General features: G+C 65.3%; 25 protein-coding genes. 6 read left to right on the top strand and 19 right to left on the bottom strand.

The window, feature by feature from the left end:
* Positions 1 to 101: 101 nt before the first annotated feature.
* From GV832_RS06370 to GV832_RS06330, 9 genes are all read right to left on the bottom strand, one after another.
* On the bottom strand, positions 102 to 749 hold the full coding sequence (locus GV832_RS06370; RefSeq protein ID WP_168774011.1) for an HAD-IA family hydrolase: 648 nt from the start codon (positions 747 to 749) through the stop codon (positions 102 to 104).
* A 14-nt stretch (positions 750 to 763) separates the two neighbouring features.
* Positions 764 to 1486 (bottom strand): SDR family oxidoreductase, encoded by a 723-nt coding sequence (locus tag GV832_RS06365; protein ID WP_168774010.1) that lies wholly within the window; start codon positions 1484 to 1486, stop codon positions 764 to 766.
* Positions 1487 to 1577: 91 nt separating this feature from the next.
* Positions 1578 to 2633 (bottom strand): ABC transporter ATP-binding protein, encoded by a 1056-nt coding sequence (locus GV832_RS06360; RefSeq protein ID WP_168774009.1) that lies wholly within the window; start codon positions 2631 to 2633, stop codon positions 1578 to 1580.
* A 9-nt stretch (positions 2634 to 2642) separates the two neighbouring features.
* On the bottom strand, positions 2643 to 3680 hold the full coding sequence (locus GV832_RS06355; protein WP_168774008.1) for an NAD(P)-dependent alcohol dehydrogenase: 1038 nt from the start codon (positions 3678 to 3680) through the stop codon (positions 2643 to 2645).
* 23 nt (positions 3681 to 3703) lie between these two features.
* On the bottom strand, positions 3704 to 3883 hold the full coding sequence (locus GV832_RS06350; RefSeq protein ID WP_168774007.1) for a DUF2160 family membrane protein: 180 nt from the start codon (positions 3881 to 3883) through the stop codon (positions 3704 to 3706).
* A 4-nt stretch (positions 3884 to 3887) separates the two neighbouring features.
* Positions 3888 to 4718, bottom strand: a complete 831-nt coding sequence (locus GV832_RS06345) for a carbohydrate ABC transporter permease (RefSeq protein WP_168774006.1) — start codon at positions 4716 to 4718, stop codon at positions 3888 to 3890.
* On the bottom strand, positions 4718 to 5599 hold the full coding sequence (locus tag GV832_RS06340) for a carbohydrate ABC transporter permease (protein ID WP_168774005.1): 882 nt from the start codon (positions 5597 to 5599) through the stop codon (positions 4718 to 4720). The genes GV832_RS06345 and GV832_RS06340 overlap by 1 nt, the downstream gene beginning before the upstream one ends.
* Before the next feature lie 49 nt (positions 5600 to 5648).
* Positions 5649 to 7076 carry an extracellular solute-binding protein gene (locus GV832_RS06335; protein WP_168774004.1) on the bottom strand — a complete coding sequence of 476 codons (1428 nt, stop codon included), beginning with the start codon at positions 7074 to 7076 and terminating at the stop codon, positions 5649 to 5651.
* A 199-nt stretch (positions 7077 to 7275) separates the two neighbouring features.
* The gene (locus GV832_RS06330; protein ID WP_168774003.1) at positions 7276 to 8220 is read right to left on the bottom strand and encodes a helix-turn-helix domain-containing protein; all 945 of its coding nucleotides are present in this window, start codon (positions 8218 to 8220) and stop codon (positions 7276 to 7278) included.
* A 170-nt stretch (positions 8221 to 8390) separates the two neighbouring features.
* On the opposite strand from GV832_RS06330, the gene GV832_RS06325 reads away from it, so the two are divergent.
* From GV832_RS06325 to GV832_RS06305, 5 genes are all read left to right on the top strand, one after another.
* The gene (locus GV832_RS06325) at positions 8391 to 9275 is read left to right on the top strand and encodes a sugar phosphate isomerase/epimerase family protein (RefSeq protein WP_168774002.1); all 885 of its coding nucleotides are present in this window, start codon (positions 8391 to 8393) and stop codon (positions 9273 to 9275) included.
* Between the two features lie 31 nt (positions 9276 to 9306).
* Positions 9307 to 10422 (top strand): ROK family transcriptional regulator, encoded by a 1116-nt coding sequence (locus tag GV832_RS06320; RefSeq protein ID WP_168774001.1) that lies wholly within the window; start codon positions 9307 to 9309, stop codon positions 10420 to 10422.
* Positions 10423 to 10530: 108 nt separating this feature from the next.
* Positions 10531 to 11481, top strand: a complete 951-nt coding sequence (locus GV832_RS06315) for a tagatose kinase (RefSeq protein ID WP_168774000.1) — start codon at positions 10531 to 10533, stop codon at positions 11479 to 11481.
* Positions 11478 to 12206, top strand: coding sequence for an SDR family oxidoreductase (locus GV832_RS06310; protein WP_168774214.1), 729 nt, complete (start codon positions 11478 to 11480; stop codon positions 12204 to 12206). Before GV832_RS06315 ends, GV832_RS06310 begins: the two co-directional genes overlap by 4 nt.
* Positions 12206 to 12973 (top strand): SDR family NAD(P)-dependent oxidoreductase, encoded by a 768-nt coding sequence (locus GV832_RS06305; RefSeq protein ID WP_168773999.1) that lies wholly within the window; start codon positions 12206 to 12208, stop codon positions 12971 to 12973. Before GV832_RS06310 ends, GV832_RS06305 begins: the two co-directional genes overlap by 1 nt.
* Here GV832_RS06305 and GV832_RS06300 read toward each other — a convergent pair whose 3' ends face one another.
* From GV832_RS06300 to GV832_RS06285, 4 genes are read right to left on the bottom strand one after another with little or no spacing between them, the layout of a single operon-like run.
* Positions 12974 to 13753 carry a carbohydrate ABC transporter permease gene (locus tag GV832_RS06300; protein ID WP_227754274.1) on the bottom strand — a complete coding sequence of 260 codons (780 nt, stop codon included), beginning with the start codon at positions 13751 to 13753 and terminating at the stop codon, positions 12974 to 12976.
* 19 nt (positions 13754 to 13772) lie between these two features.
* The gene (locus GV832_RS06295; RefSeq protein WP_168773997.1) at positions 13773 to 14627 is read right to left on the bottom strand and encodes a carbohydrate ABC transporter permease; all 855 of its coding nucleotides are present in this window, start codon (positions 14625 to 14627) and stop codon (positions 13773 to 13775) included.
* Positions 14627 to 15856: an ABC transporter substrate-binding protein gene (locus GV832_RS06290; RefSeq protein WP_168773996.1), complete on the bottom strand. Its 1230-nt coding sequence runs from the start codon at positions 15854 to 15856 to the stop codon at positions 14627 to 14629. Before GV832_RS06290 ends, GV832_RS06295 begins: the two co-directional genes overlap by 1 nt.
* Positions 15857 to 15877: 21 nt before the next feature.
* Entirely contained in the window at positions 15878 to 17020 is a 1143-nt protein-coding gene (locus tag GV832_RS06285) for a mandelate racemase/muconate lactonizing enzyme family protein (protein WP_168773995.1), read from the bottom strand.
* Positions 17021 to 17106: 86 nt separating this feature from the next.
* Between GV832_RS06285 and GV832_RS06280 the strand changes: the two genes are divergently transcribed.
* Positions 17107 to 17763, top strand: coding sequence for a GntR family transcriptional regulator (locus GV832_RS06280; RefSeq protein ID WP_168773994.1), 657 nt, complete (start codon positions 17107 to 17109; stop codon positions 17761 to 17763).
* Between the two features lie 29 nt (positions 17764 to 17792).
* Here the strand turns inward: GV832_RS06280 and GV832_RS06275 are convergent, their stop codons facing one another.
* The 6 genes from GV832_RS06275 to GV832_RS06250 are packed head-to-tail and all read right to left on the bottom strand — an operon-like array spanning position 17793 to position 23200.
* A complete protein-coding gene (locus GV832_RS06275) occupies positions 17793 to 18584 on the bottom strand; it encodes a 3-methyl-2-oxobutanoate hydroxymethyltransferase (protein ID WP_168773993.1) in 792 nt (263 codons plus the stop codon).
* Complete coding sequence (locus GV832_RS06270; RefSeq protein ID WP_168773992.1) at positions 18581 to 18886, bottom strand: MocE family 2Fe-2S type ferredoxin; 306 nt, start codon at positions 18884 to 18886, stop codon at positions 18581 to 18583. Before GV832_RS06270 ends, GV832_RS06275 begins: the two co-directional genes overlap by 4 nt.
* Entirely contained in the window at positions 18886 to 19986 is a 1101-nt protein-coding gene (locus GV832_RS06265; RefSeq protein WP_168773991.1) for a fatty acid desaturase family protein, read from the bottom strand. Before GV832_RS06265 ends, GV832_RS06270 begins: the two co-directional genes overlap by 1 nt.
* A gap of 3 nt (positions 19987 to 19989) precedes the next feature.
* Complete coding sequence (locus GV832_RS06260; protein ID WP_227754273.1) at positions 19990 to 21168, bottom strand: aldose 1-epimerase family protein; 1179 nt, start codon at positions 21166 to 21168, stop codon at positions 19990 to 19992.
* A 43-nt stretch (positions 21169 to 21211) separates the two neighbouring features.
* Complete coding sequence (locus GV832_RS06255; RefSeq protein WP_168773990.1) at positions 21212 to 22123, bottom strand: sugar phosphate isomerase/epimerase family protein; 912 nt, start codon at positions 22121 to 22123, stop codon at positions 21212 to 21214.
* A gap of 12 nt (positions 22124 to 22135) precedes the next feature.
* On the bottom strand, positions 22136 to 23200 hold the full coding sequence (locus GV832_RS06250) for a Gfo/Idh/MocA family protein (protein ID WP_168773989.1): 1065 nt from the start codon (positions 23198 to 23200) through the stop codon (positions 22136 to 22138).
* Position 23201 lies beyond the last annotated feature (1 nt).

Raw genomic sequence — 23201 nt, 5'->3', positions numbered from 1 at the left:
TACCCCGGGCTACGCACCCCCTGTCCGAGTGCATCATCTGCACCGTGGCGCGGGGGGAGGGCGCTCTGCTTCCGCTGCGTAGCCCGGGGTAAACCCCGGGGCTAGCGTTGGAACCAAAGCCCGCCGTCGAAGGTCACGGAAACCCCGGAATAATCGCGGATGCCATGTTCGGCCTGCGGCGCCTCGGTGCCGAGGATCTGCATGACCGTGGCGCCCGCAGCCTGCCCCGCCGCGATCCCGGCATGGGCATCCTCGAAGACCAGGCAAGCCGCCGGATCGACGCCCATCGCCTTGGCGGCCATCAGGTAGCCCATCGGATCGGGCTTGCCCCGCGTCACATCGGCCGAGGTCACGACGACCTCTGGCAGGCTCAGCCCCGCCGCCTTGACCCGCGCCCGGGCGATCCCCGGCGTGGCCGAGGTCACCAGCGCCCAGCGCCCCTTGGCCGCCTCCAAGACCGCCTGGATCCCCGGGATGGGCTCGATCCCGCCGATATCCGAAAGCTCGAAGGCCTCGAGCCAATCGGCCTCGGCGTCGATGGCGGCATCCGGCGCGCCCACCATGAAATGGCTGATCGTATCCCGCGCCCGGCGGCCATGCATATAGGCCATGACCGCCTCTTCATCCGTCCCGATCCGCCGCGCCCAGGCCCGCCAGGCGCGGTCCACCGCGGCAATCGAGGTCAGGATCGTGCCGTCCATATCAAAGAGAAAGGCCTGAAACGGCCCCAGCTTACCGGTAAATTCCATGCGCGCCTCCTGATTCAGGCGATCATGTAGCCGCCATCCACGGGAAGCGAAACACCGTTCATCATCGAGGCCGCATCGGACAGAAGGAAAAGCACGACCTCGCCCACTTCCGCGCTTTCTGCAAAACGACCAAGCGGAATGCGGTTCAGCATCCCCGCCGATTTCGCGGGATCGGACCAGGCCTTGACCGCCATGGGCGTCAGGGTGACCGTCGGGTTGACGTTGTTGACGCGGATGCCCTTGGGCCCCAGCTCCTTCGCCATGACCCGCATCAGCCCATCCACCCCGGCCTTGCTGGTGCAATAGGCCGCGTGATCCGGGATGCCCACGAAACTCGCCACCGAAGAGACGTTCACGATCGCCCCCTTGGCGCCCCGCGCGATCACATCCCGCGCATATTCCTGCGCCACGATCATCGGAGCCCGCGTGTTCACCGCGATCAGGTGGTCGAAGGCCTGAACCGTGGTGTCCAGAAAGCTCTGCAACTCCGTCGTCCCGGCGTTCGAAATCAGGTAGTCGCAAGGCATCGCGGCCCGCGCCGCCGCCCTTGTGGCCTCGGCATCCGCAAGGTCCACCTGCTGCGCCTCGGCGCCCAAGGCCCGCAGCTCCTCCACATCGCCCGCTGAGCGGGTCAGCGCCACGACCTGCGCCCCCCGCGCCAAAAGCATCTCGGCCAGGACCCTGCCGATCCCCTTGCCTGCGCCCGTCAAGAGCACCCTTTTGCCGGTGAAATCCATGTTCTTCTCCTTGTTTGAGACGGGCCGCGCCTTTCTGCCAAGGCGCGGCCCGCTGTCCCGGAGGGGTGACCGCCCCTCCGTTGGGAGGACGTCAGAGACGCAGACCCGTGCCCGCGTCGAACAGATGCACCCGCGCGGGGTCGAGCACGAAGGACAGGTCCTGCCCCGGCTCGGCCTCGATCCGGTCGCGGATCACGGCGTCGATCTTCTGGGTCCCGATATGGGCGAAGATCAGCGTCTCCGACCCCGTGGGCTCCAGGATGCCGACCTTGACGCGATTGCCGCCCGGACCCACGCCGATATGTTCGGGGCGGATGCCATAGACGACCTCGCGGCCCGCAGGGGTCTCGGGCGCGGGGAGTTCGATGCCATCCGGTGTCACGACCACCGACCGACCGTCGCGCTGCGCCGTCACGCCCTTCAGGAAGTTCATCGCCGGAGAGCCGATGAAGCCCGCCACGAAGAGATTGCCGGGGCGGTCGTAAAGGTCGAGCGGACGGCCGATCTGCTCGACGCGGCCATCCTTCATCACGACGATCTTGTCGGCCATGGTCATGGCCTCGATCTGGTCATGAGTGACATAGATGATCGTGGTCTTCAGGCGGCGGTGAAGCTCCTTGATCTCGACCCGCATCTGGACGCGGAGCTTCGCGTCCAGGTTCGAAAGCGGCTCGTCGAAGAGGAAGACCTGGGGGTCACGGACAATCGCACGGCCCATGGCGACGCGCTGGCGCTGGCCGCCGGAAAGCTGCTTGGGATAGCGGTTCAGAAGCTTGGTCAGGTCGAGGATCTCGGCCGCGCGACCGACCTTGGCCTCGATCTCGGACTTGGGCGCGCCCTTGATCATCAGGGAGAAGCCCATGTTCTCGGCCACGGTCTTGTGCGGATACAAGGCGTAGGACTGGAAGACCATGGCGATGTCGCGGTCCTTGGGCGGCACGTCGTTGACCACACGGCCGCCGATGGACATTTCCCCCCCGGTGATCGTCTCGAGCCCCGCGATCATGCGCAGAAGGGTGCTCTTCCCGCAGCCCGAGGGGCCGACCAGCACGACGAACTCGCCATCCTTGATATCCACGGAAACCCCGTGGATCACCTTCACATCGCCATAGCCCTTGACGACATCCTTGATCCTGACTTCGGCCATTATGGCTCCTTATGGCAATTCGATTTGCATTTTCACCTGGCCCTTGGGCGCGGTGGCCGCGACCTCGAAGGCATGGACCGAGTCCTCGAAGGCGAATTTGCGGGTGATGAGGGGTTTGACGTCGATGGCTCCGCTGGCGATCAGGCCGACGCAGCGCGGGAAGACATGGGCATAGCGGAAAATCTGCTCGACGCGGGCTTCGCGGACCATGGCTTTGCCGAGGTCATAGTGGAAGGGCTCGACCGGGATGCCCACGAAGACCACGACCCCGCCGGGGCAGAGCGCGTCGAAGACCTGGCCAGCGGCGCGGGGGTGGCCCGAGCATTCGAAGACGCATTCGACGCCCCAACCCTCGGTCTGACGCAGGATTTCCGCCGTCGCGTCGCCCTTGCCCACATTGATCGTAGTGATGGCTTTGGAGAGGCTCGCCCCGATTTCCAGCTTCGTATCGTCGACATCGGTCAGGAAGACCCTGGCGCAGCCCGCCGCCAGGGCGGACAGCGCGGTCACCAGGCCAATCGGCCCGGCGCCCTGGACCAAAGCGACGTCGCCGGGCTTCACGCGCGCCTTGGTCGCGGCATGGACGCCGACGGCCAGGGGCTCGACCATCGCGGCCTCGGCGAAGCTGACATTGTCGGGCAGCTTGAAGGTGAAATCGGCCGGATGCACGACCGAAGGCCGCAGGCAGCCATGCACCGGCGGCGTGGCCCAGAAGCGCACGGCGGGGTCGATGTTGTACATGCCAAGTCTGGACGCCCGGCTGTTCGGGTCGGGGATCCCCGGCTCCATGCAGACGCGGTCGCCGACCTTGAGGTTCGTCACCTGCGCCCCAACTTCCGTGACCGTCCCCGAGGCCTCATGCCCCAGGATCATCGGTTCGCGCACGATGAACTGCCCGATGCCGCCATGGGTGTAGTAATGCACATCCGACCCGCAGATGCCGACCGTATGGATGCCGATGCGCACATCGCGCGGCCCCAGGGCTTCCTCAATCGGGAAATCCCGCAGCGAGAGTTTCAGTTTTTCTTCCAGAACGAGCGACTTCATCGCTATCTCCATGGTGGGCCGCATCAGCCGCGGGTGAGGATCAACAGGGCCACAGCCAAGGAAAGCAGATGGGCGAAAGTCAAGGGCGCGTAAGCTTCCAGGAAGCGCAGCCAGAACAACTCTATGGCAACCCAAAGGTAGATGCCGATGAAGAGCCTGTCGAACCAGTTGGTGACGATGGGAAGGAAACCGCGTTTCTTCATGGGCTTACTCCTTGACCGCGCCGAAGGTGAGGCCCGCCACGATATGACGCTGGACGACCGAGAAGATCACGAGCGCCGGGATCAGGGTGATGATGGCGATGGAGGCCATCTTGCCCCATTCCGTCCCCGTCGTGGTCACGTATTCGGAAAGCCCCGTGGTGATGGTGCGGGCGTTGAAGGAGGTGAGCGTGGCCGCCAGCAGGAACTCGTTCCAGGCGAAGACCCAGGTCAGGATCAGCGTGACCGCGAGGCCCGGGGCGGCCAGGGGGAAGACCACGTGGCGGATCACGGTCCAGGTCGAGGCGCCGTCAACCGTTGCGGCCTCGTCCAGCTCTTTCGGGATGCCGTCGATGGTGGGCCGCAGGGTCCAGATCGCGAAGGGCAGGTTGAAGGTGCAGTAAAGCAGGATCATGCCGACATGGGTGTCGTAAAGCTTCCAGTCGCCGATGGCGAAGACCTTGGTGAAGAGAAGGAACAGGGGCAGCAGGAAGACCGCCGCGGGCGCCATCCGGTTGGTGATGGTCCAGAAGAAGATGTTCTCTTTCCCGCCCAGGTCGAAGCGCGACAGCGCATAGCAGGCGAAGAAGGCCAGGACCGTCACCAGGCAGGCATTGCCCGTCGAGATGATGACCGAGTTCAGCATGTAGCGCCGCAGGGTCTCGTCGTGGAAGATCTCGCGGTAATTGGTCCAGATCGCGGTGTCGATCAGGATCGAGGGGGTGGAGAACAGCTCCACCGCCGGGGTGACCGAGATGACGAAAAGCCAGTAGATCGGAAACAGCGTCAGGAAGGACAGGGCCAGCCAAAGCATGAGTTGCGAGATGGGACCGCGCATCACAGGACCTCTTTCTTCGGACGGGGGGCGACCAGCGCCACGTAAAGAATCCAGCACATGACCAGGGTCAGGTAGAGGACGATGATGGAAATCGCCGAGCCATAGCCGTAGTCGGTCTTGGGGAAGACCACCTTCCAGATATGCAGGCCGACATAGCGGGTGGCATCGCCCGGGCCGCCTCCGGTCAGCATCCAGACCTCGTCGACCGTGCGGAGCGCGTCCATCAGGCGGATGAAGACCGTGGCGAGGATGGCCGGTTTGATCATCGGGAGCGTGATGTGCCAGAAGATCTGCCGCCGGTTGGCGCCGTCGATCTCGGCCTGCTCGAAGGGGTCACGGGGCAGAGCCAGCAGCGCGGCCAGAAGCGTCAGGGTGACGAGCGGCGTCCAGTGCCAGATGTCCATGATCACGGTCATCAGGAAGGCGGTGCCCGCGTCCCTTCCCATGTTCATGTCATAGCCGAAGAACTCGTTCAGGTAATGCGGGATGATCCCGATGGAGGGCGTGGTCATCAGCCGCCAGACCGAGCCCACGACGATGGGCGCCACGATCAGCGGCAGGGTGTGGATGGTGCGGAAAAACGCCTTGCCGGGGAAGTTCTTCATCAGAAGCTGGGCGAGGAAATAGCCCAGGATCACCTCTGACCCCACGGCGAAGACCGCGAATTTCAGCGTATAGGCGATGGCCGTCAGGAATTCCGCATCGAAGACCAGGCGGCGGAAGTTCTTGGCGCCGTTGTAGACCATGTCGGGGCTGGCGCCGAAAGGGTTCCAGCGGTGGAAGGCCACGTAAACCACATAGATGAAGGGCAGGATGCCGAAGGTGCCAAGGATGGCAAGCGTGGGGGCCAGCATCAGCCAGCCGGTTCTGTTCGATCTCATCTTCCCCTCCCCTGGGAGCCCCGGCCGTCTCCGGCCGGGGATCTTGGTGTTATTGACGATACCCGAGGTTGGTCAGCTCTTCCTCGGCCTTGGCGGCCATCGCATCCAGACCTTCATCCGGGCCAATGGCCCCGGTCAGGATTTGATAGAAGATCGGCGCGGTCGCTTCACGCACCTGGGCGTGGAACGGATAGGGCGGCGCACCGGCGAAGAGTTTGCCCTGGTCCTTCAGCATCGTGTAGTAGCCGCCCAGCGTCGCATCCATCGCCACGACCTTGGGGTCGTCATAGGTGGCGGAGTTGGTGATGCGCGGAGCCGCGACCGCCCAGTCGGGCTGAACCTCGTTCTGGCCAATGAACTGCAGGAAGAGAAGCGCGGCTTCCTGGTTCTTGGAGGTCACCGGCAGACCAAAGGCGCCGCCGTCATAGTAGCCGATATAGCCCGTGCCGCCCTCGGCCGCCGCCATCACGCCATCGGCGAGCGGGGGAAGCGCGAAACCGACCTGGCCCACGACTTTCGACTTCTCGGCATCGGACGCAATCCAGGCGGCGTTCTCGCCATAGATCAGCCCTTGGGCCGCACGGCCGGCGGCAAAGGTCGTCGCGGTCTCGGTCCAGGTCGACTGGGCCGATTCAGGCGGAGCGATGTCGCGCAGGTGCAGCCAGTATTTCATGGCCGCCTTGGCTTCATCCGAGTTCATCCGACCGCCATTGGCGACCGAGGCCGCATAGTTGTTGGCCGGGTCGATGCCCCAGTTGTAGACGCCGAAGGTGGGCGCGATCGACTCGTAGTATTCGTACCACGAAGCTGCATGGCCGGTATGGGCCTGGGCGGTCGTGCCCCAAAGCTCCATGCCCTTTTCCTTGCCGTATTCGGTGAAGAATTCGGCGATGGCGGTGTAATCCTCGTGGGTCGTCGCGGGCGCCAGGTCCTTGCCGGTCTTGGCCTTGTAGGCGGCCTGGATGTCCGGGTTCTCGAACAGGTCCTTGCGGTAGAGATACAGCTTGATGAAGGCTTCCATCGGCACGCCGAACAGATGCCCGTCGGCGTTCTTGAAGTAGTTCGCAAAGGTCGTGAAGTTGGCGTCGTCATAGGTCGGCGCCTTCAGCTCCGGCTTGTCGGCCAGGGTCTGGGTCATGTCGACCAGGAAGTTGCGCGACAGATAGGCGTAGATGATGTCCTGCTCGATATAGACCATGTCATACAGACCGGTCCCGGCCTCCATGTCCTTGATGGCCTTGTCGTACATCTGGTCCCAGGAGGTCGTCTCGATCTCGACCTTGATGCCGGTGGCGGCTTCGAACTGCGGGGCCAGGACTTCCTTGATATAGACCGAGGGCGGCGAGCTTTCGGTCACGCCGTGCAGCACGACGCCCTTGTATTTCGCGCCCGCATCCGACCAGAAGTCGGCGAAAGCGGGGAAGGCGGTGGTCATCAGAACGGCCGCAATGGCCGTGATCTTGGACTTGAGATACATCCATTCCTCCTTGCTGGATTGTCTTGGTCTTTCCCGCGCTATGGGCGCAGGTTTCCGGGCCCGGAAATCGCGCCTCCTCTCGCGACTTCGGACAGAATTCGCCTGACTTCCCAATGGCTTGCCGGAGCCGTCGGGGATTTGGCGTTCATCTACGTTAGGGGTCGGGACGGGGTCGCGCCACGCGCAGACCGCGCCAGACCTAACCTTTTCCGCCTGAAATACGCGATTCCCGGGGCGAAAACTGTTCTGTCACGTCATGACCTTCGGCGGCGATTCGGTGGGCGGCGCGGCGGTAGTCGGACGGCGTGCGCCCGGTGATCTTCAGGAACTGCCGGTTGAAGTTGGCGATCGAGTTGAAGCCGACGTCAAAGCAGATATCGGTGATGGGCGCATGGCTTTGGGTCAGCGCGGTGCAGGCCGCATAGACCCGCGCCATCACCAGGTAGCTGGCGAAAGTATGCCCGGTCTGGCGCTTGAAGGCGCGGGAGAAGGTCTGCGGCGTCAGCCCGGCCTTGGCGGCGGCGGTCGTCAGGTCGATCTCTTCGGAGAGGTTCTCGTTCAGGAAGCGCATGGCGCGGTCGACCTGGCCCGGCAGGGCCGCGGCCTCCAGGGGCGCCTGGCGCGAGAGCTTGCGGCGGTCCGCCGGGTTCCGCCCCAGCCGCTCCAGGAGCCGCAGGAAGAGGAAGAAGCGGTCAGGCCCCGTGGCCGTCCCCAGTTCCTCCAGCATCCGCGCGCCGTCTCGTGCCGTCAGGCCCGAGAACTCCACCCCCCAGGCCGCATCGTCGAAAAGCGCCCGCAGCCGGCCCAGCTCGGGGCACAGGCCCGCGATTTTTTCGGCCCAGTCCGGAGTGAACTGGATCAGCATGTCGCGGGTGCGGATCACCTCTCCGGGCGCGATATTCGACACCCAGTTGTGCGGCACATTGGGCCCGGTCAGCACCAGGTTCCCCGGGCCAAAGTCGCCCAGGTAGTCGCCCACCATCATCGTCCCCGAGGAGATGCGGTTCAGGTGCAGCTCATACTCCGGGTGATAGTTGAACTTGGCCAGGTGCCAGGGGTAGTCGTGGCTGTACCAGCGGAAGCTTTCCTCGGGCGGGCAAACGATGACTTCGTAATGCGGCACAAGCCGAAGCTGTCCCTTCATCTTCCCCTCCCGTTATGTTGCTTTAAACAACAAATCATCCGCAAGCCGAGTCGTGTCAACTGGTTATTCCTGCTGCGCCTGCATTGCCGCAGGGGCATCCGCTGCGAAACCCACTTGACTCGCTGCGGTTTCGTGATTTTGTTGCACACAACAACATATAGGAGTCCCCCATGGCACGGCTTGGCATTCACTCTTTCGTCTGGACCGGTGGCACGACGCAAGAGGGGCTGGAGATGGCGATGGACCGCTCGGCAGAGGCCGGGTTCAAGGCCATAGAGCTGGCCTATCTGCGGCCCGAGAAGTTCGACCTTTCCGCCCTGGCGAAACGGGCCCAGGCGCTGGACCTCGGGATAACGGTGACCATGGGCCTGCCGGTTTCGGCCGATATCTCCTCGACCGACCGCGACAAGGTCGCCGCCGGAGAGGCGCTTTTGGCCTCGGCCGTAGCGGCGGTGCGCGATATCGGGGGCGTCCGGTTGGGCGGGATCCTCTATTCGGCCCATACGAAATACAACGCCCTGCCCTCGGCGGATGGCCGCAAGACTTCCGCCGAGGTCATCGCCAAGACCGCCGAAAAGGCCAAGGCGGCCGGGGTGGAAATCGTGCTGGAGGTCGTCAACCGCTTCGAGACCAACCTGTTGAACACCACGGCCCAGGGGCTGGAATACCTCGACCTGGTGGGCCGCGACGATGTGCGGCTGCATCTCGACACCTTCCACATGAACATCGAAGAGGCCAATCCGGCGGCCGCGATCCGCCTGGCCGGCGACCGCCTGGGCTATTTCCACATCGGCGAATCGAACCGGGGCTACCTGGGCGACGGTGTCATCGACTTTGCCGCCCAGTTCGATGCGCTCCTGGACATCGGCTATGCCCGCGACATGACGTTTGAGAGCTTCTCGGGCGCCGTGGTGGATGAGAGCCTGTCGCTGGCCTGCGCGATCTGGCGCGACACCTGGACGGACAGCGTGCCCCTGGCCGCCCATGCGAAAGCCTTCATCGACCTGAAACGGACCGAGGCCCTGCGACGGCGCCAGACCAATGCGCGCCCTTGACCAAAGGCCGCCGGACGCCGATTCTGCCGCGATGCACAGCCCGCCCCGCCTTCCCGATCTGCCCAGCGAAAAGGCCGCCCTGCGCGCGCTTTATGAACAGGGGCGGATGACGCGGGCCGATATGGCGCGAGTCATGGGGCTCAACCGCTCCTCCTCGGGCCATATCATCGCCAGCCTGATCGACCAGGGCCTGGTCCGCGAGACCGCCGCCAGCGCCCCCGCACCGGGGCCGGGGCGGCCCGGGATCCTCCTGGACCTGATCCCCGATTCCATGAGTTTCCTGGGGCTGGAACTGGGGGTCGAACATCTTTCCGTCGTCGAGCTGGACCTCTCGGCCCGGGTGCTGCGCACCGAGACTCGGGCCTTCGACGGCGCCACGGCCTCGGTCAGCCTGGCCCTGGCCCATGCGCTGCAAATGGCAGGGCGGCCGAGGCGGCTGGCAGGGATTGGCATCGCGGTTCCGGCGCAGATGGACCGGGCGGGGGGGCTGCGCCTTGCGCCGCTTTTGGGCTGGCGCGACCTGGACCTGGCGGCCCTTGCGCGCGAGGTCGGCGACCTGCCCCCGGGGCTTCCGCTGCGCGCCGAGAACGACGCCAATGCCCTGGCGCTGGGGGTGACCTGGGGGCGCAGGCTCTCGGCCCCCGGGGTCACGCTTCTGATCAACATGGAGACCGGGGTCGGCGGCGGCATCCTGATCGACGGGCGGCTCTTTCGCGGCGGCGGGGGCCTGGCTGGAGAGATCGGCCACATGCAGATGGGCCCCGGCGGCCCCGTGATCGAGGAGCGCCTGGGGCTGGGGCGCCTCCTGGCCGACTATGGCGCACCGCTCGCAAGCTTCCTCTCTGCAGTGGCCGAACGCGAACCCCGTGCCGTGCTGATCGCCGAGGACTGGGCCCAGACCCTGGCCTTTGCCCTGACCCAGACCTGCCGGATCATCGATGCCGACCGGGTGATCCTCGGCGGCTCGGTGGCGGCACTTTACCCGCTGGTGGCGGCGCGGGTGCAGGTGCATCGGCTGACCGCGCAGACACAGAGCTTTACCCTGCCGCCCATCGAGCTTGCCCCCGACAGCACCTTCGGCGCGGCCTTTGGCGCGGCGGCCATGATGCATCAACGCGCCCTCTCGGGAGCGGATGCGGCGAATTGACGAAGGGTATGTTGCGCGGCGCGACAAATCCGGCTAACCTGACGTCGAATCATGGGGTTGCCGGACCCCTCACCTGATGCCGCAAGGCGCTATCCTGGATCCGGCCCGATGCTTTCCCCTGACTCTCTAGGCCCGACGATCACCTTCGGCGAGATCCTCGTCGAGATCATGGCCACCCTGCCCGGCCATGGTTTTACCGAGGCCCTGGACCTGCGCGGCCCCTTTCCCAGCGGCGCGCCCGCCATCTTCATCTCGCAATGCGCCAGGCTGGGCGGCCAGGCGGGCATCGTGGGTTGCGTCGGAGACGACGACTTCGGGCGGCTGAACACCGATCGCCTGCGCGCGGATGGTGCCGATGTCTCGGCCGTGGCGATCTCGCCCGACCTGCCCACCGGCACGGCCTTTGTCCGCTATCGCCCGGACGGAGGGCGCGACTTCGTCTTCAACATCGCGAAATCGGCGGCGGGGCAGATCGCCATGACACCCGAGGCGCGCGCCCTGGTCGCCCGCGCGGGGCATCTGCATGTCATGGGCTCGGCCTTTGCCATCCCCCATCTTTGGGCCGTGCTGGCCAAGGCCATCCCGGCGGTGAAGTCGCGCGGCGGCAGCGTCTCCTTGGACCCCAACCTGAGGAAAGAGCTGATGACGCCCGAGACCTCGGCCCGCCTCGCCCAGGTCGTGGCGCAATGCGACCTTCTGCTCCCCTCGGGGCCCGAGCTGCAACTGGCCGCTGGCCTCCCCGATGCAACAGAGGCCGAGGCCGTCGCGGCCTTGCTGCAAAAGGTCCCCGAGATCGTGCTGAAACGGGGCGACCAGGGCGCCACGCTCTTCACCCGCGAGGGGCGCCTCGACCAAGCGGCCTTCGCCGTCACCGAGATCGACCCGACCGGGGCGGGCGACTGCTTCGGCGCCGCCTATCTGACCGCCCGCCGCCTGGGCCTGGCCGAGCCGCTGCGACTGGCGGCGGCTGCGGGCGCCCGCAATGTCACCGTGCTGGGCCCGATGGAGGGCGCAGGCACGCTGCAAGACCTGAACCAATTCATCGCTGCAAGGATCTGACCATGTTGTTGAAAGACAAGACCATCGCCATCACCGGCGCCGCCTCGGGGATCGGGCTGGCCTGCGTCAAGGCCTATTGGGCCGAGGGCGCGACCGTCGTCCTGATCGACCGCGACGCCGAAGCCATGGCCCGCATCTGCGCCGAGCTTGGCCCCAAGGCCCTGGCGCTTCAGGCCGACCTTTTGGACCCGGCCTCGATCGACCAGATCCTGCCCGGCATCCTGAAGCTGGTCCCCCACCTCGACGTCTTCCACGCCAATGCCGGCGCCTATATCGCGGGTGAGGCCTGGACAGGCGACGCCGATGCCTGGGACCGGATGCTTTACCTCAACATCAACGCGGTCTTCCGCTGCATCCACCGCGTCCTGCCCCATATGATCGAACGCGGCACGGGGGATATCCTCGCGACCTCCTCCGTCGCGGGCCATACGCCGGTGGTCTGGGAGCCGATCTACACCGCCTCCAAACACGCCGTCACCGCCTTCGTGAACGCCGTCCGCCGCCAGGCCCTGAAGCACGGCATCCGCGTGGGCGAGCTCTCCCCCGGCCCGGTGGAGACCGCGCTGCTGAAGGACTGGCTGCCCGAGCGCCTGGCCAAGGCCAAGGCCGACGGTGCGCTCCTGGGTGCCGAAGAGATCGGCGCGGCGGCCGTCTTCATGCTCTCGCGGCCCCGGACGGTCACGATCCGCGACGTGATCATCCTCCCCGCAGCCTTCGACATCTGATGTACCTGGAGCGCTTTCGACTGGCCGGAGAGACGGCCCTGATCACCGGCGGCGGGCGGGGCATCGGCCTCGCCTGCGCCGAGGCCCTGGGCGAGGCGGGGGCGCGGCTGGTGATCCTGGAGCCCCGGCTCGAGGAGGCCGAGGCGGCGGCAGAGGGGCTCCGCGCCAAGGGGTTCCAGGCGCGCGCGATCCAGGGCGATGTGACCGACCCGGCGCGGATGGACGCCTGCGCGGCAGAGCTTCAGGATTGGGCGCCCTCGGTGCTGATCAACAACGCGGGCGTGGGGCGGAATGGGACCTCGGCGGAGAACCTGACCGACGCGGAATGGCGGCTGATGATGGAGGTGAATGTGGGCGGCGTCTTCTGGTGCGCCCGCGCCTTTGGCCGGGCGATGATTGCGGCCAAACGGGGGGTGATCGTCAACATCGGGTCGATGTCGGGGACCATCGTCAACCGGCCCCAGGCGCAGACGGCCTACAACACCTCCAAGGCCGCCGTGCATCACCTGACGCGCAACCTGGCCGCCGAATGGGCGCCGCATGGCATCCGCGTCAACGCCGTTGCGCCGACCTATATCGAGACGCCCATGGTTCTGGCCGTTCCCGAGAACCAAGAGCGCATCCCGGTCTGGATCGCCGATACGCCTCTGGGCCGGATGGGCAAGGCGGACGAGGTCGCGGCGGCGGTGCTGTTCCTGGCCTCGCCTGCCGCCAGCTTGATCACCGGGGCGATATTGGCGGTCGATGGCGGGCTGACGGTGTGGTGATCAGCCCTTGACGGCTCCGGTCGCGATGCCGTTCACGATCTGGCGCTGGAAGATCAGGTAAAGCGCCACGATGGGCAGGGCGGCCAGCACAATGCCCGCGCATAGCAAGGGCACGTTGGTGGTGTATTCGCCCCGCAGGGCGGCAATGCCCACCATCAGCGTGCGTTCGTTCTGCAAGACCAGAAGCGAGATCAGCACGTCGTTCCAGCAGTAGAGCGCGTTCAGGATCCCCAGGGTGATCATCGCGGGCTTGCCCAGCGGGAAGATCACATGCCACCAGATCTGGGGGTAGGAACAGCCGTCGATCCGGGCGGCCTCGGTCAGCTCTCGCGGCAGCCCGGCGTAGAAGGAGGTCATCAGGTAGATCGAAAACGGCAGGAAGAACGCGGTGTAACTCAGGATCAGGCCCAGCCGCGTATTGAGCAGCCCAAAGGCGATGATCGTCTTGTAAAACGGCACCAGCACGACCTGCACCGGGATCATCAGGCTGGCCAGGATCGCGATGAAGACCAGCCTCCTCAGCGGAAAGCGCAGGATCGCCAGGGCAAAGCCCGCCATCGAGGACAGGAGGATCAAGAGCAGGCAGGCCCCGACCGTGGCGGTGACCGAGTTCAGGAAATATTCGCTCAGCCGTGACCGGGTCCAGGCCTGGACGAAGTTCTCGAAGGTCGGGCTCGACACCAGGCCAAAGCGGTCGAGGATATATTCCTTGTTCGTCTTCAATGCGTTGTTCAGCGTGAAGAACAAAGGGTAAAGGCAGGTGAAGGCGATCACCGCCATGGGGAGGGACAAAAGCCGCTTAAACATCGGCATTCCTCTGCATGATGCGGATCTGCGCCCAGGCCAGCCCCGCCATCAGCGCAAACAGCACCATGGAAATCGCCGCCGCATAGCCGGGACGGTTGAGCTTCCCCAGCTCCAGCCAGATCAGGAACTCGGGCAGCGTGGTGGATGTCCCCGGCCCCCCCGCCGTCAGCACATAGATCAGCCCGAACATCGAGGTCAGGATGCCGATGGTGGTGACGACGGCGACGAACTCGATGATCGGCCGCAGGGTCGGGATGATGATATGCCAGATCATGTGGCGGAGTTTCGCGCCGTCCAAGGTCGCCGCCTCGATCATGTCTTGCGGCACGGTCGAAAGCCCCGCGAGGAAGATGAGCAGCGACATGCCAAATGTCGCCCAAAGCTGCACCACGATCAAGGAGATCAGCGCGGTCGAGGAGCTGCCCAGCCAATCGACCGGCGCGATGCCCGCCAGTTTCAGCAAAGCGTTGACCGCGCCATCCCGGCGCAGAAGCGTGTTGAAGATCGACCCCACGATGACCGAGGACAGGATCGCGGGCAGGAAATAGGTGGCGCGGTAGAACCGCCCCCCCGGCACGCCCTGGTGGATCAGTATGGCCAGGAGGAGCGGAAAGCAGACCCAGACCGGCAGGGTGGCAATCAGAAGGATCGTGTTGGACATCGAATCCTGGAAGGCCGGGTCGCTGGCCAGCTCGCGGTAGTTCGCGAGGCCGACATAGTCCCCCGGCGTGATGCCCCGCGCATCGGTCAACGAAAGCTGCGCCCCCCAGATGAGGGGGGCGATGCGGAAAAGGGCGATCAGCACAAGCGAGGGCGCCAGAAAGGCCCAGGCGGTCCGGCTCTCCATCAATGCGCCTTGGCCTGGACCTCGTCCAACGCGGCGGCGGCCGCGTCAACCGTGGTTTCGCCGTTCAGGAGGAGCTGGCTTTGCTGGTGCAGCGCCTCGAGCTCCGCCGCCGAGGCATTGGCATGGGCCATGGGCGCGGCGCCCAGGGTCCAGGGCAGGATCGTGGTCAGCGTGGGCGAAGAAAGCCCCGAAGTATCCACCGCCGGATTGGCCGGCAGGATCCCGGCATCCTTGGTGAAGACCGCGATGGGCCCGGCATCGGCCAGCGTCTTCACCAGGTCAGTCGCCAGATCGACATGCGCCCCCGCCTTGTTGACGCCATAGCCGATCCCCCCCGCCAGGGGCAGCATTGGCCCGCCATCGGCGGCCAAAGTCACCGCATCCGGGGCCGGGTGACGGAAAGCGCCGATGGTCTCGGGCCCCATCATCTCGCCGAACTGCTTCCAATGGGCCACGTCCGAGAGCAACCCGATCGTATTGGCGCCCTCTCCCCGCATGAACATCTCGTATTCATCCATGAACTTGGCGGTGGAATTGGCGCCCTCGCCATACCAGCCCCAGGTCTGCGTATCGACAAAGGCCTGCAGGATCGCCTTCATCTTGGGCGAGGACCAGGCGAGCTTGCCTTCCGCGAAGGCCGCCTGTTCCTCGGCGGTCAGCATCGAGGCCGCCAGGGCCGAGACGAAGAACTCCGCCCCATAGCCCTCCTTGTTGCCCATGGCGAAACAGGGGGCAGAGCCCTTGGCCTTGATCGCCTCGCAGGCGGCTTTCAGCTCCTCCCAGGTGGTGGGCGGCTTTTCGGGGTCAAGGCCAGCATCGGCGTAAAGCGTCTTGTTGTAATAGACGACGAAGCCCTGGATCGTGATCGGCAGGGCATGGACCGTGGCGCCATCCGAGAACTCGGCCAAGCCCGCCAGGCCCTTGGCCTCCGCCGAAAGATCGGTCAACGCATCGAAGCGCGCCTTGGCCTGGGCGCCACCGTTCATCAGGAAGACATCGGGCCCCGCGCCCGAGGACAGGGCCGTGCCCAGCAAAGTGTAATACTGGTCATTCGGCTGCATGACGAAATTCACCGTCACCCCGGGATGGGCGGCCTCGAAAGCGGTCTTGGCCGCCTCGATATAGCTCGCCGCAGCCGGGTCGCCGGACTTCCAGTCCCAGACGGTCAGCTCCTGTGCCATGGCGGCAGAGGTCATCAGGGCCAGCGCGGTTCCAAGCAGATACTTCATGGGGTCCTCCTCCCGTCCCGGTCAGGCCCGGGGTTGAAACAATTGGCAATCAGGTCCGGTTTGCAGCTCTTGCAGTGGCTCGGGGGCCGACCAGGTGGTCCTTGCGGCCTGCGAGAGCGTCAGGCCAAGACCGGGGCGGTCGGGCACATGGATCTCGCCGGCATGGATGCGGAAGGGCTCTTCGACCAGGTGGTCGTAATTCTGGAAGGAGTATTCCAGCCAGGGCACTTCCGGCAAGGCGCAGGCGGTATGGACGCCGATTTCCAGGTTGGTGTTGCCCAGCGCGACCGGGATGCCCAGTTCGGCGGCCAGCCAGCCGGTGTGCATGACCTCGGTGATGCGGCCATGGACATTGATGATATCGGTGGCCCGCGCCATCAACAGCCGCGCGCGACCGGGGGCGTCGAGATATTCGCCCGCGTTGATCTGCGTCCAGGGGCAGGCGGCCGACAGCGCCTTCAACCCGTCGAAATCGGTCCGCAGGATCGGGTCTTCGGCCCAGACCAGGTGATGACCCGCGCGGTGAAAGAGGTGGAGCTGCGCAGAGGCCTCCTTGGCGCTCCAGGTCTCGTTGGCGTCCACCATGACGCCGGCCTGTGGTCCGACGGCCTGGCGGAGGAGGTCGAGACGGTGCAGGTTCCAAGCCGCATCCGGGCCGACCTTGATCTTGAAGGCGGTGAAGCCGAGGTCCGCCGCGCGGGTGAAAAAGGCGCTGAACTCGGCATCCGTCATGTGATAGTCCAGCCCCGAGGCATAGACGGGCGATGTCCTGCGACTGCCGCCGAGGTAATCCGACAGGGGCAGCCCCGCCTGCTGCGCGGCGAGGTCCCAAAGCGCGATCTGCAAAGCCTCTGCGAAGCCGTAAGTCGTGTCACGCTGATTGCCGCCCCGGGGTCGCTCGATCCGGTGGATCAGGGCGCCGGGCTGCTTTCCGTCAAGCCCGGGCCAGAGATGGGTCGTGAAGGTCTGGGTCAGCGCGGCCAAGGAGGGCATCGCGTCCCACATGGAATGCGCAAAACCCAGACCGGTATGGCCCGCGCCATCCGAAAGCTCCAGGGCCAGGGCGTTGAACGTGTCGAACTTCACCTGGGCATCGCCGATGACCCGATCGCGGCGAAACTGGAACCGCGTCAGGGTAAAGTCCTTGATGGCGCAGGGGTGCATTTGATCGACTCAGGCTGGCTATCTGATTTATCAGATAGCCAATCACATCTATTGCCGCCGCACAAGCCTCCCGTTACCCTTAGGTCATGAAACACGACACGCCCCTCCTCTCCGACCTTGCCTATCAGCGCATCCTCGAGGCGCTGTTCGACGCCCGCCTTGCGATGGGCGCGCGTCTGACGCAAGGCGCGCTGATCGCGGTGACCGGAGTGCCCCTGGGCCCGGTGCGCGACGCGCTGAAACTGCTCGAGGCCGATGGCATCGTCACGGTTCATCCTCGCAGCGGGATCCAGGTCATTGGACGATCAACCGACCTGGTGCGCCAGACTTACCAGTTCCGCGCCATGCTGGAGCGTCCCGCCGCCCGCGCCTTTGCCATGACCGCGCCGGAGCCCGTCCTGCGCGACATGATGGCGCTGCATGACACCGCCGCCGAGGGCTTTGCCGCCGCCGATCCCAATGCCGATGTGGGGCCAAGGCTTTCGCAGCTGGAAGGCGCCTTCCATTCCACGATCATCGCGGCCCTTGGCAACGAGTTGGTGGACGCATCTTACCGCCGCCTGCAACTGATGGCGCGGATCATCAGGGTCAAGGCGGCGGTCTATCCAAGGGCCGCCCTGGTGTCGGTGGGCGAACACCGCGAGGTCATCGCCGCCTGCCTGATCCGCGACGAGACCCAGGCCGAGGCCGCCATGGCCCGCCACCTGACCAATGCGCTGAACCGCAACCTGGGGGTGGCGTGAGGTGATGTGCTTGGGCCAGCTTTCTTCTCTCAGAGCGCCGCCTTGAACTTCGCCAGCTCGCCTGGGTCCATCTTCACCAGGTAGCGCTCCTCGGGGAAGCGCCCCTCGTCGACATCGGCCTTGAACTCGGCAAAGGCCGCCACGCGCTCGCGCTGAAGCCGGTCATATTCGGCGGCGAAGTTGCGATAGACCTTGGAGTGGCGCGGCATGTGGTCCTTGTGCTCACCCAGGATATCCATGGCGAAAAGATACTGCACATCGCAGCCCGCCCCGGCCCCCATCGACCAAAGAAGCAGCTTCTTCATCCGGCGGCTGATCTCGGAGGCCACTTCCTCCGGCACGACCTCGATCTCGACCGCAAAGGCGCCGGCATCTTCGTAGGCCTGGCATTCGCGCAGCAGCGCCAGGGCCTGCTCCGCCGTCTTGCCCACCGCCTTGAAGCCCCCGGTCCAGGTCGCGCGCGAGGGCACGAGGCCCACATGGCCCACGATCGGGATATGCTCCCGGGCGAGATAGCTCACCGTCTCCAGGCTGGCCGAGCAATACATCGCATCGGCGCCTTTCATCAGCATCTCGCAGGAGAGCCGCAGGTAATCCTCGCGGCTTCCCATCTCGCGGTGATCCACCCCGGTCATGGCGAAGATCCCCGGAGCCGCCTGGCGGAAATCGGGATGCCGGATCAGCGAGGGCGGCACCGAGGCCACATCGATCCCGGCCTCCTCGGCGGCGGCGGCTTCCTCCACGGTGAAGATGCGCAGCATGGTCAGCTGCTTCTTCCCCTTCAGCGCGCGGAGGTCGGCGACGGTCGGGCGCTTTCTCATAGGTCGATCTCCACGTTCCCATCCACGACGCGCGTGGCCCAGGTCTTCAGCCGCGCCGTGCAGGGCAGGCGCTTGGCCTCTCCGGTTTTATAGTCGAAGCGGCCGTTGTGTTTCGGGCATTCGACCTGGTCGCCGATCACCAGACCGTCGCAGAGATGCACGTTTTCATGCGTGCAAAGCCCGTCGGTGGCAAAGACCGCGCCCTTGGTGTCGCGGTAGATCGCAAAGGTCCGGCCGTCATGATCCCAGCGGACCAGGTCTTCGGTGTCGATATCGTCAAGGGCGCAGGCGGTAACCCACATCAGCGCATCTCCTCTCGGGTGGGGGCGGGGGGCTGCAGGTCCTCGCGGTAGGGGCGGGCGGTCGGCGGCAGGGTCTTTTTCAGGAAATAGCCGCGCTCGTGGCGCTGGCGGATCACGGCGGGGATCATCTCGGCATAGGCGGCCCAGATCGAGGGGCAAGGCGCGGGGTAATCCGCCTTCACCAGCTCATGCAGGCGCGGGAGCGCGTGATAGGGCACCATGGGGAACATGTGGTGTTCGACATGGTAATTCATGTTCCAGTAAATCCAGCGGCTGACGGGGTTCATATAGGCGGTGCGGGAGTTCAGGCGGTGGTCCAGCACGTCTTCGGCGAGGCCGCCATGCTGGATGAGGCCGGTCATATACATGTGCCAGCAGCCGTAGAGCCTCGGCAGGCCGATGAGCATGAAGGGTATGAAGCTTTGCCAGGCGACGGCGGCGAGCACCGTCGCCGCATAGATCGCCATATGGACCCTTGCGGCAAGAACGGCCTTGGGCAGCTCGGACGCCGGGATGTAATCACGCTCATCGGTGGTGAAATTGCCCATGGCGTTGCGGGCGAGGATCTTCAACGAGACCCAGGCATCGATGATCGAGGTGAAGCTGAGGAGCTTCATGAAGAGCGAGACCGGGTGCATCCAGCCGATTTCGGGGTCGCGGCCCACGATGATCGTGTCGGTATGGTGGCGGGCATGGCTCCAGCGCCACGACACGGGATTGCGCATCACCTGGAAGCTGGCGATGTGGTAGACCACATCGTTCATCCAGGCCGTCCGAAACGCAGTGCCATGGCCGCATTCATGCCAGCGCGAGTCGCAAGCCGAGCCATACAGCACGCCGTAAGCGATCCAGAAGGGCACGCAGGCCCAGGTCCCCCAGAAGTGGATGCCTCCCCAGGCCGTCAGCACATGGGCGACCACCCAGATCACCGTATCGCGGATCGCGGGGCCGTCTTTCCGCGCCATAAGCTCCTTCATCACCTTGCGGGGGATGTCGGAGTGATACCATTCGGCCGAGGCCAGGCCGAGCTCGCGCGCCCTCTCGGAAGAGGGCCCGGTCAGCGTGTAATCGCGTTGGGTGACGGTTTGATCCAGGGGCATGGCTTACTCTTTCTGCGGGCGGCCCGTCAGGGGGCGGAAGTGGCCCGAGGGCTGCGGGTAATCATCTTGCGGTTGGGGATGGATGGCGCGGATGCGGGCCTCCGCCGCGCCAAGGTCGGTCAGGACGGTAAAGCGGCTGTCGTAGCGGCGCTCTTCCTGGGGGCCGAGCCAGATCATCTCGCCGCGGTCCCGCGCGGCAGTGTCGCCCAGCACATGATGGGTCGAGGGCTCGATCCCCAAAGCATAGCCGCCCTCCTGGAAGTGCTGCCATTCGTAAAGGCAGGGGAGCTGATCCTTGCGCGTCGTCACCATGAAGCCGAGGCCGAGGCGCGGGTTGACCAGGGCCACATGGGTCTCGCCCTGGGGGTCGGCTTTGGTCTCGTGCTGCCAGACCTGTTCGGAGAAGTGGCGCTGCGGGGCGGGGATGGTCTGATAGCCGACGCCCTGGTCGCGGTAGCGGGCCTCATGGGCGGCCCAAGGCGTGTCGGTGATGGGGGCGAGGTAGCGGGCGCCCTCGGCCAAGAGGGGGGCTCCGAGGTTGACGTGGTAGAAGAACATATGCGGCGTGTTCAGAAAGCCGGTGTTGACGACCCGATCTGACAGCCGGATCTCTTGGGAACCCAGGTCGCATTCGATGCGGCGATACAGCGTCAGGTTCTCGCCAAAGGTCGCGGCCTGGCGGATCTCGCCTTCCGCCCAAAGGATGCAGCGGTCGCCCTCCCAACGCTCGCCATAGCCGGTCAGGCGGGCGGGGATCGTGGAGACGCGGCCATGGAGCCCGTGGCGGATCGTCTTGACCCCGGGATAGTTGTAATTGCTGGCCGGAACTTCCGCCGGGCCCAAAGTGTGGTCCAGCCCGCAGGTCACCAGGAGGCCCGTAAAGCTGCGGCCCCAGGAAAACCCGCCCTCGCCTTCATATTCATGCAGGCTGGCCGAGCGGAGGCCCGAGGGCCCCGACCAGTGCAAGGGCACGCCCTGCCATTCCAGCTCCAGGATATCCATGGCACGGTCGACGGCCACCGTGAACCGCAAGGACCCGGCGCGGAACTCCAGCAGGCGGATGCCGCGCTCCAGCCCATCGCCGAGCGTCATCAGCCGGACGCCGCCAAAGGCGCGGGCGTCGCCGGACATGCGCGCCAAATCCAGCCGCGACAGGGTTTCTCCGTAAAGCTTGGGCATCATTCCTCCGAAGTGGCGCGCCCTCCTCCGGGCGCGCCTTTCGCCATTACAATCCGTTCGCGCGCATCTTGTCTTCAAGGAATTTCTTGGACCGGGGCACATCGGCCTCGTCCAGGTGTTCCACGATGATCGGGATATTCGGGTGCTTCTGCGCCAGCCGCTGAAGATAGAGGTCATAGTTCAAGACCCCCATCCCCGGCGCATCGAGCGCAATGGCACCCACGCCCCGGAAGGTATGCGAGGCGAGCGCGTCGTCATCGCCGATATCGGCGTGCTTTTCGGTGGTATCCTTGGCCCGGGCCACGTCCTTGGCATGGGCGATCTTGATCTTGTCGGAGAGCGTGTCGAAGACCTGGTTCAAGACCCCGTCCATGTTGTCGATATTGTGGTCCTCGAAGTAGTTGGTCGGGTCCATCAAGAGGCCAAGCCCCGGGTGATCGACGGCGGCGAACATCTTCACCGTCTCTTCGACGCTGCCCACGACGTTGTTCACATAGGTCTCCAAGAGGAACTGCGCGCCGTGGTCATAGGCCACCTGGGACAGCTCCTTGATGGCAGCGGCGCAGAGGTCGAAACCCTCCTGGCTCTTGTTCTTCGGGTCCGACATCCATTCGGATTCGGTGTTGAAGGTGCCGGTTTCCGAGATGACATAAGGCGTTCCGAACTCCCGCGCCCAGCGGATGATCTCCTTCAGCCGCTCCATATTGGCTTTGCGGTGGGCGAGGTCGGGGTGGATGATGTTGGTGTAACCGCTGATGCAGCAGATCGGCAGGTCATGGTTTCGGAACGTGTCGCGGACCTGTTTGGCCTTGGCCTTGGTGATCTGGCCGAAGCCCAAATCGATGTCCTTGAAATGCAGGTCCAGCTGCACGGTGTTGAAGCCGTGGCTGCGGATGCGACGGGCCGATTCCTCCAGACCATAGGGGAAATAGCCGGTGAAGATGCCGGATTGGAACATGTTTGCCTCCCTTTAGATTTCAGACAGTTGAACGGTGCGGTTCAGGGCGATGGAGCGGTAACCGGCCTCGACCAGGGCCACGGTTTTCACATTGTCGGCCACGGTCAGGGCGGGTTCGGTGCCGGTGGCGACCGCGTGTTGCAGCTGCTCCATCACGCCGATGAAGGCATGGGGGAACCAATGGGTCTCCCAGGAGGGCGTGATCCATGCGCCACTGGCCTTGGTGGCGTAGCTCAGGGTCGAGGGCTTGCCATTCGGCCAGCCGATCGAGCCCTTGGCGACGCCCAGGGTCCCCTCCACCCGGAAGGTGATGTGCTGGTCGTCCGGATAGCCTGCCTCACGCGGGCCGGACCAGACATCCTCCAGGGAAAGCGCCAGCAGTCCGTCCTTGAAGCGCAGAGTTGATATCGTGATACCGTCCTGGTGGGGGAAGCTCGTGCGGGGATCGGTGCGGGTCTGGGTCGTGATGCTCTCGGGCTCTCCGAACAGAAAGCGCATGACGTCCAGGTGATGGACCGACATGTTCGACAGGGTCAGGCGGTCGTAGCCCTTCAGGAAGTCCTGCCAATGCGGGATGGCATGCATGTCGATCTGGGCGAAGACCGGGGTGCCCAGGATCCCCGCGTCAAGGATCTGCTTCAGCACCCGCATCGACTGGTCATAGCGCATGTTCTGGTTGACGCTCAGGAGCTTCCCCGCCGCTGCCGCCTCGTCGCGGAGCGCCCGGGCCTCTTCCAGCGTCAGGGCCAGCGGCTTCTGCGCCAGGATCGCCTTGATATGGGGCTGCTTCAGCGCCGCCCGGATCAGGGCCGGTTGCAGGTCGGGCGGGTAGGCGATGTCCAGGATCGCGACACCCGCATCCTCGATCAGGTCTTGCGGCGTCGCATGGGTCTTGGGGATGCCATAACGCGCGGCGACTGCTTCCGCCTTGGCCTTCGTGCGGCTGGCGATGGCCACCACGGGAAAGCCCGCCATGGCATAGGCGGCGAGGTGGCATTCGGCCATGATCATGCCTGCGCCGATGCAGCCGATGGGCAGGGATTTCGAGCGGATTTCGGGGTCGGGGCGGAAGTCCATG

This window comes from Stagnihabitans tardus, from assembly GCF_009925085.1.
In the GTDB taxonomy this organism is placed as follows: domain Bacteria; phylum Pseudomonadota; class Alphaproteobacteria; order Rhodobacterales; family Rhodobacteraceae; genus Stagnihabitans; species Stagnihabitans tardus.
Note: the sequence above shows the minus strand (reverse complement) of the source record. Positions and strands in the feature narration are given on the sequence as shown.